Source organism: Variovorax sp. Varisp53 (genome assembly GCF_059491555.1).
In genome coordinates, this window is the sequence record NZ_CP168512.1 from 2,028,444 (window position 1) to 2,041,827 (window position 13,384).

Annotated in this window: 9 protein-coding genes; 8 read left to right on the forward strand and 1 reads right to left on the reverse strand. The window is 60.6% G+C overall.

The genetic code is table 11. The features are described from left to right. Nucleotides 1–2: 2 nt before the first annotated feature. The 3 genes from ACEOAB_RS09370 to acnA all read left to right on the forward strand — a co-directional run bounded on the left by ACEOAB_RS09370 (nt 3) and on the right by acnA (nt 4,923). Nucleotides 3–929 (forward strand): GntR family transcriptional regulator, encoded by a 927-nt coding sequence (locus tag ACEOAB_RS09370; RefSeq protein ID WP_309928723.1) that lies wholly within the window; start codon nt 3–5, stop codon nt 927–929. 212 nt (nt 930–1,141) lie between these two features. Continuing rightward, nucleotides 1,142–2,101, forward strand: a complete 960-nt coding sequence (locus ACEOAB_RS09375) for a Bug family tripartite tricarboxylate transporter substrate binding protein (RefSeq protein WP_495653636.1) — start codon at nt 1,142–1,144, stop codon at nt 2,099–2,101. Nucleotides 2,102–2,142: 41 nt separating this feature from the next. Continuing rightward, a complete protein-coding gene (gene acnA, locus ACEOAB_RS09380) occupies nt 2,143–4,923 on the forward strand; it encodes an aconitate hydratase AcnA (RefSeq protein ID WP_495653637.1) in 2,781 nt (926 codons plus the stop codon). A 287-nt stretch (nt 4,924–5,210) separates the two neighbouring features. On the opposite strand, the gene ACEOAB_RS09385 is transcribed toward acnA, so the two are convergent. Next, on the reverse strand, nt 5,211–6,110 hold the full coding sequence (locus tag ACEOAB_RS09385; RefSeq protein WP_309928730.1) for a LysR family transcriptional regulator: 900 nt from the start codon (nt 6,108–6,110) through the stop codon (nt 5,211–5,213). Between the two features lie 188 nt (nt 6,111–6,298). Here ACEOAB_RS09385 and ACEOAB_RS09390 point away from each other — a divergent pair, with 188 nt between their 5' ends. The 5 genes from ACEOAB_RS09390 to ACEOAB_RS09410 all read left to right on the forward strand — a co-directional run bounded on the left by ACEOAB_RS09390 (nt 6,299) and on the right by ACEOAB_RS09410 (nt 13,365). Beyond that, a complete protein-coding gene (locus ACEOAB_RS09390; protein ID WP_309928733.1) occupies nt 6,299–7,258 on the forward strand; it encodes an aromatic alcohol reductase in 960 nt (319 codons plus the stop codon). 451 nt (nt 7,259–7,709) lie between these two features. Then, nucleotides 7,710–8,675, forward strand: a complete 966-nt coding sequence (locus ACEOAB_RS09395; protein WP_495653638.1) for a LysR family transcriptional regulator — start codon at nt 7,710–7,712, stop codon at nt 8,673–8,675. 382 nt (nt 8,676–9,057) lie between these two features. Next, entirely contained in the window at nt 9,058–11,508 is a 2,451-nt protein-coding gene (locus ACEOAB_RS09400; RefSeq protein ID WP_495653639.1) for a CaiB/BaiF CoA transferase family protein, read from the forward strand. A 76-nt stretch (nt 11,509–11,584) separates the two neighbouring features. Further along, entirely contained in the window at nt 11,585–12,568 is a 984-nt protein-coding gene (locus ACEOAB_RS09405) for a Bug family tripartite tricarboxylate transporter substrate binding protein (RefSeq protein WP_495653640.1), read from the forward strand. Next, complete coding sequence (locus tag ACEOAB_RS09410) at nt 12,565–13,365, forward strand: enoyl-CoA hydratase-related protein (RefSeq protein ID WP_495653641.1); 801 nt, start codon at nt 12,565–12,567, stop codon at nt 13,363–13,365. The genes ACEOAB_RS09405 and ACEOAB_RS09410 overlap by 4 nt, the downstream gene beginning before the upstream one ends. Nucleotides 13,366–13,384: the final 19 nt, after the last annotated feature.

The window sequence follows — 13,384 nt, forward strand, 5'->3', positions numbered from 1 at the left end:
GAATGTCTTCGGCGAATGAAGCGGCCTCGGCCCCGGAACTGACCTCCCTGCAGCAGCGCGTCGCCAGGGAAATCGTGGCACTCGTGCGCCGGGACAACCGTGTTTCCGGCGACCATCTCCCTGAGATTCAGTTAGCCCAGCACATCGGCACCTCACGGTCGCCGATCCAAGCGGCACTTCGTCACCTGGCCCAACTGGGTGTCCTCCAGCAGGACGCCAATCGGGGCTTCTTTCTCAGCGTCGATGCCAAAGACTGGGACGGGTCGGTGGCCAGTCTTTTGGCGACCGACGACCCCCTGTACCTGCGCATTGCCAACGACCGCCAGTCCGACCGCTTGGCCGACGAGGTGACCGAGGCTGACCTGATGCGTCGCTATGGCGTCGCCCGAAGCACCCTCCGCAAAGTCTTGTCTCGGATTTCCGAGGAGGGCTGGATTGAGCAGAGCATGGGGCACGGCTGGCGGTTCCTGTCCATGATTGATTCGCCGGACGCCTACGAAGAGAGCTACCTTTTCCGGCAGTCCATCGAGCCGGGGGCCATCCTGGGGCCATCCTTTGCGTTCGTCTCTTCGGAACTGAAGCAACTGCGCCGCGAGCAGCAGCGCATCGTGGACGGCGGGTTCCAGACGATGACCCCCATTGAGCTGTTCGAGGCGAACAGCCATTTTCACGAGACGATTGCCGAGTGGGGGCACAACCGGTTCGTCCTGCAGTCGGTCCGGCGTATCAACCAACTGCGCCGGCTGGTGGAGTACCGCCAGGCGTCAAAGCGCACCCCACGACACACCCAAGCGTCCGAACACCTGGCGATCCTGGACGCCATCGAACGCCAGGACTTCATGCAGGCCGCCAACTTGATGCGGGCTCACCTCAACGGTGCGCGGCGCGGCAAGCTGCTGGACCCCAGCGTCTTCTCCGAAGCAGCCTAAGGGCTGAAATCCCGTAAACCGCCAGGCCGGACAGGCCCCGGTGGCGCAGCTGCGTTCGCGCGTGGCCGTCGCGCGCTCAACAACCCGTTGCCTTCTGCCCGGGTTTACCCTCGACTATGATTGTTGAAATTGATTAGAAAATACAAAATGGGCGACAATGGCAAACCGTCGGAATTGCGCCTGCCCCACAACCCGAATGAAGGAGACATTCCGTGAGCACCATCAAGTCCATCCTGCGCCGCGCCGCGTTGGCTAGCGTGCTGGCTACCGTACTGTCGGCTCAAGCCTTGGAGACTGTTCGATTCATGGCGCCAGGTTCGCCCGGCGGCGGCTACGACCAGACTGCCCGAACCCTCGGGAAAGCGTTGCAGGACGCCGGCGTCGCGAAGAGCGTCGTGTATGACAACAAGAACGGCGCCGGCGGTACGCTGGGCTTGGCGCAGTTCGCCAACGGTTCAAAGGGCGACGTGAACGCGCTGTGCGTGATGGGCGCCATCATGGTGACGGGAATCGTGCAGAACAAGCCGCAAATCACGCTGGCCAACGCGACGCCTATCGCGCGGCTCTTCACCGAGTACAACGTCATCGCCGTTCGCAAGGATTCGCCGTACAAGACCTTTGCCGACTTGATGGCGGACTTCAAGAAGAACCCCGGCTCGGTGAAGTGGGGCGGCGGCTCCAAGGGTTCAGTCGATCACATCGGTACCGCTGAGCTTGCGGCCGCCGCAGGGGTCCCCGTCGCCAAGGTGAACTACATCCCGTTCGGCGGTGGCGGTGAGGTGGTCTCCGCAACGCTCGGTGGCCACATTTCCGCCATCGGCGGGGGCTACGCCGAGCTCGCCAAATACATCGAGTCGGGTCAGTTCCGCGTACTGGCGGTGGGCTCGCCCACCCGTATCCCGGGGGTGGATGCACCGACGTTGAAAGAGGCTGGCTACAACATGGAGATCGGGAACTGGCGCGGGGTCTACGGCGCCGCCAATCTGACGCCCGCTCAGCGCAAGGAATTGACCGACGCCGTCATTGCCGCGACGAAGACCAAGGTCTGGCAAGAAGCGCTGAAGACCAATGCCTGGTCGCCCAGCGTCATGACCGGCGATGACTTCTCCAAATTTGTCGACGAGGAGCACAACCGGCTTCGCACCGTCATGACCAACGTCGGGCTGATTTGAATACTTCAGCACCGCCCCTCGCCCCAACAAAGGAAAAGCAGATGAATGCCACCCCCCAGATCAAGCAGCTTCCCGTGGCAAACCGGGCGGTGCGTTATGTCTCCATCGCCGACGTGGCCGGCGTGGACCAGCTTCCTTTCTCGTTCCGTATCCTGCTGGAAAACCTCCTGCGTCAGGCTGCGACGCGCGGCGTGGACACCCAAGCCGAAATCGATGCGCTTCTCGGTCGCAAGATTGGCGCCGGCTTGAGCTTCTACCCGACTCGTGTGTATGGCCAGGACATCCTTGGGCAAGTGATGTTGGTCGACATGGCCGGCATGCGCGACGCAGTAGCCGAGGCCGGCGGCGATGCCTCGCAAGTTGGCCCCAGGGTGCCGGTCGACGTCATCATCGACCACTCGCTTCAGGTGGACAGTTGGGCGTCTCCGATTGCGCGCAAAGTCAACCTGGAGCGCGAATACCAACGCAATGCCGAGCGGTTCGCCTTTCTACGTTGGTGCAGCAGCAGCTTCGAAGGTGTACGAATCGTGCCCCCGGGCAAGGGCATCATGCACCAGATACACCTCGAGTACATCGGCAAGGTGGTTTGGACCGAAAAGGACGGCCAGGGCGAACTGGCGATTCCTGACACCTGCGTCGGCACGGACAGCCACACGCCGATGATCAACGGCCTCGGTGTGTTGGGCTGGGGCGTCGGCGGCATCGAAGCCGAAGCTGTCATGGTCGGCAAGCCCGTCGCTCTGGCGCTTCCAGAAGTGGTCGGCATCGAGGTCAAGGGCAAGCTGCGTGAAGGCGTTCTTCCCACCGACCTGGTCCTCGCCATCACGCAGCGCATGCGCGCACTCGGAGTTGTCGGGAAGTTCGTCGAGTTCTTCGGCAACGGATTGGAGGCCCTGTCCCTGGGTGACCGCGGGATGATTGCCAACATGGCGCCGGAGTACGGAGCGACTGCCGTGTACTTTCCCATTGACGAGCGCACGATGGACTATCTGCGCGTGACGGGGCGCGAGGACGCGCAGGTGGAACTCGTGGAGGCTTACGCCAAGGCGCAAAAGCTCTGGCGCAGCGCCGAAACGCCCGCACCTGTTTTCGACGCCGTCGTGACCATCGACCTCGATGAAATTCGCCCGTGCTTGGCCGGCCCCCGGAACCCCGAGGACCATCTGCCGCTGGAGACAGTGCCCAGCGCATTCGTGAAGCACTATCAGGAGATTGCCGGTCGGCCCCTCGACCCCGAGCATGTCGCCCCCGTGAAGGGCGAGCAGTTCTCCCTGCACGATGGCGACGTGCTCATTGCAGCCATCACCAGCTGCACGAACACAGCCAACCCCGTAAACATGATGGCCGCAGGCCTCGTCGCGAAGAAGGCTGTGGCACTGGGCCTCAAGGCAAAGCCGTGGGTGAAGACATCTCTGGTGCCAGGCAGCCATGTGACGGCCGCCGTGCTTGAAAAAGCCGGGCTGCAGCAGTCGCTTGATGCGCTCGGCTTCCATGTTGCCGGCTTCGGCTGCACGACCTGCAATGGCGGCTCCGGTCCACTTCCGGAGCACTTGGTGGAGGCCATCGAAGCAGAAAAACTGGTCGGTACCGCAGTGCTCTCCGGCAACCGCAACTTCGAGGGCCGCATCCATCCCAATGTTCGGGCCGCCTACCTCGGTTCGCCGGCACTGGTGGTGGTCTATGCGCTTACCGGCACCTTGTCGGTCGATGTGACCAAGGAGCCCATCGGAACCGGAAGCAACGGTCAACCTGTGTACTTGCGCAACATCTGGCCCACTTCAGCCGAGATCGCAGCGGCAGTCGACGGGGCCTACGAGCCGGAAATCTTCCGCCAGAAATACTCGGACCTGTTCGAAGGGGGCGAGCCATGGGATGCTCTGGCCGGCGAGCGAAGCGAGCGGTTCCCTTGGAATGACGCCAGCACCTACATCCTCCAGCCCCCTTATTTCGAAGGGCTCTCGCGCGAAGCTGCTCCCGTTCAGGACATCACAGGAATGCGGCCTTTGGTCATCCTCGGTGATTCAGTGACGACAGACCACATCTCTCCTTCCGGGGCCATCAGCCTCGGGACGCCCGCCGCCGACTTCCTCCTGTCGAGGGGCGTCGAACGCCGCGATTTCAACAACTACACGACGCGCCGTGGAAATCATGACGTGGCCGTACGCGCTACGTTCGCAAACATCCGCTTGCGCAACCGCATCGTTCCTGGCGTCGAAGGGGGCGAGACGAAGCTCATGCCTGAGGGCAAGCAGATGCGGGTCTTCGAAGCGGCGAAAGAGTATCTGCGTCGCGAGGTGCCACTTGCTGTTATCGCCGGCAGGAACTATGGGTGCGGCTCGTCCCGCGACTGGGCCGCGAAGGGCGTTGCATTGCTTGGAGTGAAGGCAGTGATTGCCGAGAGCTTCGAGCGCATCCACAGGACCAACCTGGTGGGCATGGGCGTGCTGCCGCTGCAGTTTGAGCCAGGCACCACGGCGGAATCGTTGAACCTGGACGGCAGCGAAACCATCGACGTACCAGCGCTCGCTCAGCACCTCGAGGTCTCCGGCCGCATTGAGGCCATCGTGCGCCGCATCAACGGAACCACCACGACCGTCCCGCTCATCATCCGTCTCGACACTGAAGAGGACGTGGACTACTGGCGTCACGGCGGCATCCTGCCGCTGGTGTGGCGTGACTATGTGTCCGGCAAGTCCGAAGAGCATGTGTCTCATTCGGCAAAACGGCTGCAGCCGGAAATCGGAGGACCCCAGCACGAGCTGCCCGACGCCATGCCGGGCAGTGACGTGCCCAGTGCAAGCCAAGGCGCAACTCTGGGCTGACCTGGCAGGAAGGCCTTCTGCCCTTCCTTTCCCTCCCTCTCGAAGCAAGCCCGCTGACCTCTTGTGCGTGACGGCCATGTTGCCGCTGCACCGGCGCCTGGGTATCAATCCACCGCACGCGCAGCGCATCGACTGGAAGCCAGAACGCATGGAGGCCGCTCCGATTGGCGACATTTCCATTCTGTGAGACAGATGTGCGGCGACTGGTTACAGCGGACTCTCGCCGCTCAGATGTACCGCAATCATCGTGGCTCGGGGAGCTTCATGGCACCGGCTGATGGTCCGCTTCACTTCAGCCCGGGCACGGCAAACAGTTCGGTCGCCCAATCAGAGAACGCTCGCATCGCCGGCGAAAGAAAAGTGTGATGGGGGTACAGAAGCGATACCGGCACAGACTCGGGCCGCATGCCTGCCAGCACCTCGACCAGATCTCCTGACTGCAGATGGTCCGCCACAAGAATTTCAGGTAGCTGGATCAAGCCGAGGCCCGCGAGGCCAAGCTTTATGTACAGCGCAGTCTCGTTGACCGCCACAGTACCGGGGACTGGGACGTCGAAGCTCACTCCCTCATCGATGAAATGCAACTCGCTGCCCCTTCGAGTCGTGCTGGAGAAGTAATGGACCGCTCGGTGTCGTTGCAAGTCTCCCAGCACTTCCGGGATGCCGTTGTCTTCCAGATAGGAAGGAGCCGCGCACGTGATCCAGCGCAGATTGCCCAAGCGTCGAGCAACCAAAGCCGAGTCATTGAGGCTGCCGGTGCGGATTACGCAGTCAACACCTTCCTGGATCAAGTCCACTTGGCGATCATTGACACCGATAGCCAGGTAAATATCCGGGTACTGTCGCCGGAATTGACCCAACTGCGGCAGGATCAAGGCATGTGCGATGCCGCCCGGCACATCTACGCGCAGTCGCCCTTGCGGGCGCTCGTCGTGGCGCAAACTGGATTCGGTGTCCTCGATCAGCTCAAGTATTTCGCGACAGCGAGAGAAGTATCGCTCGCCTTCTGGTGTCAGGCTGAGGCTTCTGGTGGAGCGGTTCAGAAGGCGCGTCTGCAGATGTCTTTCAAGCCTCTTGATGAGGCCTGTGACGGACGATGGCGGCAAGCCCAGGGTTTCCGCTGCGCGCACAAAACTCCCGCTTTCGACCACGCGAAGGAAAACCTGCATTGCTTGTACGCGATCCATATCTTGTCCCAATAGCGGTAAAGCAAGCGGCGTCACAACCCATTGTTCGGGTTTCCTGAATGATGAAAACCTCCCGGGCTCCTTTTTCTGCGCTGCTGCACTCCTTAAAGTGCATCCGCATGATGCCTACGGCGAAATCAACGACGTCTGATCAAGGCCCGCAACTTCTGATGCCACTAAGCCATACGATGAACCAAACCGATCCTAACTTGACCTCCCAAAACATTCTCGTGCTCGGCGCCGGGGAACTCGGCCTCCCGGTGCTGCGCAGCCTTGCGAAACGGGCGAAAGCCGTGGAGGGTGCGAAGATCAGCGTGCTGCTGCGTGCAAGCGCCGTGGAGTCCAGTGCACCGGATAAGCAGCAAGCCATCGCGGAACTCAAAGGTCTCGGAATCGAGATCGTCATAGGCGATCTTGTGAAGAGCTCCATCGACGAACTCGCCGTGGTGTTCGCGCGATATGACACGGTCATCGGTTGCGCGGGCTATGCGGCCGGAATCGACACACCGATGAAGTTGGCGCGGGCCGCCTTGCAGGCGCGAATCCCGAGGTACTTCCCGTGGCAGTTCGGAGTCGATTTCGACGTGATCGGCCGCGGCAGTCCGCAGGACATCTTCGATGCACAGCTGGACGTGCGCGAGTTGCTGCGCAGCCAGCACCAGACCGAGTGGGTCATCATCTCTACAGGCATGTTCATGAGCTACCTGTTCGAGCCGGAATTCGGCGTGGTCGACCTGCAGAACGACGCGGTCCACGCGATCGGCAGCCTCGACACTGCCGTGACGCTGACCACTCCCGATGACATCGGAGCGCTGACTGCCGAGATCGTCTTCACCACGCCCCGTATCCGGAACGAGATCGTGTTCCTGGCCGGCGACACCGTAACTTACGGTGAGGTCGCCGACAAGCTGCAGACGGGCCTCGGCCGCCCCTTCAGCCGTTCGGAATGGAGCGAACAGTATCTGCTGGACGAGCTGGCGCGCGACCCGACCAACATGATGCGCAAGTATCGTGCGGCCTTTGCTCAAGGGCGCGGTGTCGCATGGGACAAGACCGGGACGTTCAATCAACAGCGCGCCATCCCGGTCACCGACGTGGCATCGTGGATCAGCGCCAACCTCGCGTCGGGCCGCGGCAATCGGTCGTGAGTTCGGTCATCCACGCAGAACTTCGATGCGGTGGGGCTTGGCATCGATGGCTGCATGGACGCTGTAGCCAAGAGGGGCTGAACCCGGCCAGTTGGCCAGCAGGGAGCGTGGATCTGGTGCCTGATTGGGTCGAGCCCGGTGCGTGGTCGCGCAACTTCTTGTGATGCCCCGTTGTCTTTGCCTGCGGCCCGGATGGTTGGGCCCGATCCGCAGCCTTCAGTGCGTATGGGTAGCGATTCACGCCCTGTTCGCTTCATGACTCATGTTGGTCAGTCGCGCTGGCTCACCCTCGACTCCATCGTGCGCTTGGTGCTGTACAACATCTCTTCGATCCATTTTTTGAATGGTCGAGTTATGGGCAAGTGGATCTCGTTTGCATAGCTCCAACTGAAAAAGCCTTATCGCGGTTGCTCAATTTCGCTGGAAGGTTGTGAAATCAGAGGTATTTCAGATGCATCCAAAAAGTCCAAGCCAGATTCAACTCAATCTTACATCCGACCTTCGCAAGTGGCGTGCCTTTGTGGCGATAGCAGAACTCGGAAGTCTGACGCATGCCGCGATTTTTCTTGATACAAGCCAATCGCATCTGAGTCGCCACCTCAACTCTTTGGAGCGTGACTGCAAGGCTCGCCTGTTCAATCGTACTGGGCGGGGCTTAGCTCTATCGGACGTAGGATTACGCATTTTCCCGATCGTAAGAGACCTGCTTTCTGATGCGGAGCAACTCGAGGCCGAAATCCATGGTGATGCCCTCGAGCCAGCAGGGCAAGTTACGCTAGGTTTGCTTCCCTCTATTGCAAGCGCTATCGCCACACGCCTGTTTGAGCGTGTGCGAGAACGATATCCTGCTATTCGACTTAAGGTTCAAGAAGGTTCCAGCGGCCAGGTGGAAGAGTTACTGGCCGGGGCGCGGATTGACATAGGAATCCTATATCGCTACGGCGATCAGCCATTGGAAGATGAACAGGCTTTGGCGACGATCGATAGCTATCTCATAGGTCCGGCGGGTGATCGACTTACCTCTGCCTCGACGATCCCTTTTTCTTCTTTGCACGGATTGCCTTTCATTTTGCCCGGTGCTCCGAATGGCTTAAGGGCAGCACTGGACAGGCTTTCGCGGCTTAACCGCATATCCCTCAATGCAGTGATTGAAGCCGATTCGCTGCCACTCATGCGCGACGGAGTAGCGGATTCGGGCTTGTATACGGTATTGCCTATTCATGCAGTTTGGGCTCAGATTCAGGAAAATCGCCTTCAGGCCGCGAAAATTGTTTCGCCTGAAATTCGGCGTATCGTTTCCATGGTTTTATCGAGGAAGAAAGGGCCGTCTCGAGCTGTATCGGCAGTGGCCCGCCAAATTACGGAAATCATTGGAAGCCAGAGGGACAAGGGCATGTGGGATCAAGCCGGGCGATAGCAACTAGCTTTGCAATTCTCGCCCTGCTGGTTTGCATTTTTGCTCAACCCAGGCTTGCGCGCGTTGTGTGCACAGCAGATCCGAGCTTCCTTATGCTCGCTCTGGCGGGATGCCGATCGGTGAAATTGAAGTGGCTACATCTTCATGTTGTCCAGCTTCTGCACCGCCGGATGAAGTCCCGCCCAACGAGACATATCTGGAAGAAAAATATGGCTGTGCTTACGTCGCCCCTTGCCCAAGCAACGCTTGAGGCAATTTCCCCTCAACACACTTTTTGCAGCGGCATTCACTCCGCAGCGGCAAAACAAGAAGAATCCTCGAGCTCGCAGTCGGGACGAAAGTTTGGCCACCAAGACCGCGCGCGGCTCATGGAGCTGCAGGCATGAGGTCGGCGGGAGCTGCTCTCTCCGCTCTCTCCGGTTTGCGAGTGCTGGAAATCGGCGATCTTCCTGCCGGTGCTCTTTGCGCTCGCATGTTTGCCGACTTTGGCGCTGACGTTCTGAAACTGGAGCCGTCTGCCGGCGACCCCGCGCGCCGCGTTGCACCTTTGATCGACATCGGCGAGGGGGTTGGCGAAGGCGCTTTCTTCTCGTTTCTCAATGCACGAAAGCGCAGTGCACTTCTCTCCCGCGAAGCCCTTGCCAGCCTGCTGGTCGAAGCTGACGTTTTGATCGATTCGCTTTCGCCGGCCGAGCGTCTGGAGCTGGGGGTCGACCACGCAGCTCTTGCAACGTCGAATCCACGCCTCGTGGTCGCCGCCATGAGCTGGTTTGGAGACGATGGCCCGTACAGCGATTTTTGCGGCAGTGACGCGGTATGCCGCGCGCTCGCCGGCGGCACCCAATTGGTAGGATCCGCGGAAGGCCCGCCTACCGCGCTGTACGACTACCAGGCTGGCCTCGTCGGCGGACTGACCGCTTTCATTGCCACGCTTTCGTCGGTGCAGGCACCTTCGCGGCGCGGGCGGCGGCTGGAGTTGCCGCTGTTCGATGCTGCCATTGCGCTGGCGGATTACAACGTTGCGCTGAGTTGGGCGACAAACGGCCTGGATGAACGCTGGGGGGTCAACCGCTTCTCACCGAATTTTCCACTCGGCATTTACCGTTGCAAAAGTGGCTGGGTAGGAGTGACCGTCGTTACTCCAGTCCAGTGGAGAAATTTTTGCTCGCTGCTTGGAGTGGAAGATTTGGGGCGCGATGCGCGCTTCGTAGAACGCACCGGCCGGTTGCAATTTGCTGACGAACTGGAAGCCCGCTTCGCTTCCCGCTTTCTGGAAAAAACTGCGGAAGAATGGTTTTCTCTGGCGTTGCAGAAGATGCTTCCGCTCGTGGTGGTTCCGAGCGTTGAGGAATTGCTCGACACGCCCGAGCACCGTCGACGCAAGGTTTTCGAGACTATTCGTCACGGTAGCCGCACACACGAGCAGCCTGCTTCTCCGTTGCGGTTGCAGGATACGCCCCCGCTGCATGGGGGATCGGTTCCGGTGGCTTGCGCAGATGAAGCACGTTGGCGCGAATTTTCAGAATCACGCGCCGAAGTACCGCTGGATCACGGCGATCCAAGCGCGCCGCTGAACGGCATCCGCGTTGTCGACCTGTCCATGGGCTGGGCTGGGCCACTCGCCACACGTCACTTCGCTGAGCTTGGTGCTGACGTCGTGAAGGTCGAAGCCTGCCAATACCCCGACTGGTGGCGCGGGGTCGACGACCGTGCGATTGTCTTCGAGCAACGGTTGTACGAGAAAAGCCCCTACTTCAACGTGCTGAGCCGCAGCAAGCGCGGCATCACACTCGATCTGACGACGGAAGAAGGTCGGCGACTGGTGAAGGAGCTCGTGAAAGACGCGGACGTCGTTATCGACAATTATTCCGCTGGCGTGCTTTCGAAACTGGGTCTTGAATACGCAGACCTGAAGCAGGCCAACCCTGAAATCATCATGCTGTCGATGCCGGCTTTCGGCACCGACGGTCCATGGCGGGAATGCCGAGCCTACGGCTCCACCCTCGAACAGGCTTCAGGACTGCCCACGGTGGCTGGGCGTGCGGAAGATCCGCCTTCAATGGTGCACATCGCGTATGGAGATCCGATCGGCGGCCTGCATGCGGCGTCGGCAATGTTGGTGGCGCTGTACCACAAGCAGCGGACAGGGCGCGGCCAGCGCATCATTCTTTCCCAGGTCGAGTGCATGATGTCCATGGCGGGGCCGTGGATCGTCGAGCAGTCCGCCAATGGCCATGTTGCCGCCCGGATGGGCACACGCCACCCTCATCATGCGCCTCACGGCTTCTACCGCTGCATGGGCAAGGACGAGTGGTTGTTGGTCGCCGTCACCGACGACGCCAAATGGCTGCGTCTATGCGAAGTGATCGGCAGGCCTGACCTAGCCAGCGATAGCGCGCTGGCCACTCCGGCAGGACGGCGCGGGGCGCTTCCCCGAATCGACGATGCCATAACCGCTTGGACGACCACTCGCACGCCGCAGATCGCGATGGAGGAACTGCAGCGTGCGGGTGTTCCGGCTGGTGTGAGCCGACGGCCCTTGGAACTGCTGAACGACCCTCATCTCAAGGCGAGAGGCTTCTGGCAGTGGATCGACCGGGAACTGGTCGGCCCGCACCCGCAACCTTCGCCGCCTTATCGCGATTCCCTGGAAACGCTTCCTCCATTGCGCCCAGCGCCGACGCTCGGCCAGTTCAACAACGAAGTTTTGAGCGATCTGTTGGGTCTCGAAAAAACCGGAATCGACGCGCTGCGGGAGGCAGGCGTGATAGGAGACCGTGCGGTCAGGCCAGAGTTTCGCAAGTCGCGGGCGGCCGGCGGCCGATCAACCTGATCTAGATGCATACACATTGTGCAGGGTCATCGCCCTGATCCTGCTGGCTGAAATTAAATCGAAAAGGAGACACGTCATGTCCATCAACAAAAAACAACCACGTTCGCTGCGACAGAGCATTCTTGCGTTGATGTTGGGAACTCTTGCGCTGACGGCTTCGGCGCAAGACTACCCAACGAAGCCGATCACTCTCGTCGTTCCCTTCCCACCCGGCGGAAGCACCGATGTGCAGGCGCGACTGGTCGCGCGCGGGTTGCAGGAGCAGCTCAAGACGCCAGTCGTGGTCGATAACAAAGCGGGAGCCTCTGGCGCCATCGGCACCCGTTTCGTCGCCAAGGCTGAAGCCGATGGCTATACGTTGTTGTTCGGCAGCACATCCTCGCTCGCGGCAGAACCCGTACTGAACGACCAGGCCGGCTTCGATCCGGTGAAGGACTTCGCTACGGTCAGTCTCGCGACCGATCTGCCATGGCTCCTCGTCGCTGAGTGCCGCAACGGCCCGAAGACCGTTGCGCAATTGGTCGAGATGGCGCGCGCCAAGCCCGACGCGCTCAACTATTCGTCGGTGGGCTATGGAAGCGCAAGCAATCTCGTGGGAGAGATGTTCAAGCGCAGCAGCGGTATCAAAGCGTTGCACGTCCCCTACAAGGGCGAGGCACCTGCGATCACGGGCCTCATCGGTGGCGAGGTGCAGTTCACGTTCGTCAGTCCGGTCGCCATGCCCCACATCACAGGGAAGCGCATTTGTCCCCTGGCAGTGACGGGAAGCAGCCGCTTTCCTCTGCTGCCTGATGTACCGACCTTCGACGAGGCCGGCGTCAAGAACATGAACTTCAACGTCTGGTACGGCATCGTAGCGCCCGCCAAAACGCCAAAGGCAGTCTTGGAAAAGCTCGAGCGAGCTTCCGTGAACGTGGTGAAGACGCCGGAGTTCACGAAGTCGGTCGCCGCATTGGGTGTGACTGGTGTTGGTAGCACGGGTGCCGACTTCCTCAAACGCTTGCAGTCCGACCAAGCGACCATTCGTTCGCTTTCCAAGGTCGCGAGGTTGAAGGAATGAACGCGTCTTCGATCCTGGAACTGCAGTACTGCCGCGTCGAACATCGTGGGCGCATCACCGTCATCACGATTTGTCGGCAGGAAGTGAGGAACGCACTGCATCGGCCTGCATGCCTCGAACTTGAGGAAGTATTCGATCGTTTTGCCGCAGATTCATCAGCCTGGGTGGCGATCATCACCGGAGAAGGCGACAAAGCTTTTTGCGCCGGAAATGACCTGAAGTTTCAAGCGGCAGGCAATGACAACACCTGGCCGCCCAGCGGCTTCGGCGGTCTGACTGCTCGGCATCAACTTGAAAAGCCCGTTATCGCAGCCGTGAACGGCGTTGCGTTGGGCGGGGGCTTCGAGATTGCTTTGGCATGCGACCTGATCATCGCCGCCGAGCACGCGGAGTTTGCTCTACCCGAGCCGCAAGTGGGGCTGGCTGCAGTCTGCGGCGGACTCTTGCGTCTGCCCCAGCAGATTGCACTCAAGGAAGCGATGGGGATCATCTTGACGAGCCGACGCGTCGGAGCCGCCGAAGCGAAGTCTTTGGGCTTTGTCAATGAAGTAGTTGCCAAGGACCAAGTGCTTCCAGCGGCACTTCGCTGGGCCGAGGAAATTCTCAGGGCCTCGCCACTTGCCATACGCGCATCAAAGGCGCTGGTGAACGCAGGCTTGTCGGCTCCGGCAATTGATCGAACATATCCGATGCAGAAGCAATTGCCGACGGTCGCTGCCGTGTACTCCAGCGCCGACAGGATTGAAGGCCCCAAGGCTTTTGCGGAGAAGCGCAAGCCGGTCTGGCAGGGTCAGTAAATCGGCGAAAAGCGCTTCG

What these genes read in the sequence shown, in the direction of transcription:
- ACEOAB_RS09370 (WP_309928723.1), top strand. Translation starts at nt 3, where the DNA reads ATGTCTTCGGCGAATGAAGCGGCCTCGGCCCCGGAACTGACCTCCCTG.
- acnA (WP_495653637.1), top strand. Translation starts at nt 2,143, where the DNA reads ATGAATGCCACCCCCCAGATCAAGCAGCTTCCCGTGGCAAACCGGGCG.
- ACEOAB_RS09385 (WP_309928730.1), bottom strand. Translation starts at nt 6,110, where the DNA reads ATGGATCGCGTACAAGCAATGCAGGTTTTCCTTCGCGTGGTCGAAAGC.
- ACEOAB_RS09390 (WP_309928733.1), top strand. Translation starts at nt 6,299, where the DNA reads ATGAACCAAACCGATCCTAACTTGACCTCCCAAAACATTCTCGTGCTC.
- ACEOAB_RS09395 (WP_495653638.1), top strand. Translation starts at nt 7,710, where the DNA reads ATGCATCCAAAAAGTCCAAGCCAGATTCAACTCAATCTTACATCCGAC.
- ACEOAB_RS09400 (WP_495653639.1), top strand. Translation starts at nt 9,058, where the DNA reads ATGAGGTCGGCGGGAGCTGCTCTCTCCGCTCTCTCCGGTTTGCGAGTG.
- ACEOAB_RS09405 (WP_495653640.1), top strand. Translation starts at nt 11,585, where the DNA reads ATGTCCATCAACAAAAAACAACCACGTTCGCTGCGACAGAGCATTCTT.
- ACEOAB_RS09410 (WP_495653641.1), top strand. Translation starts at nt 12,565, where the DNA reads ATGAACGCGTCTTCGATCCTGGAACTGCAGTACTGCCGCGTCGAACAT.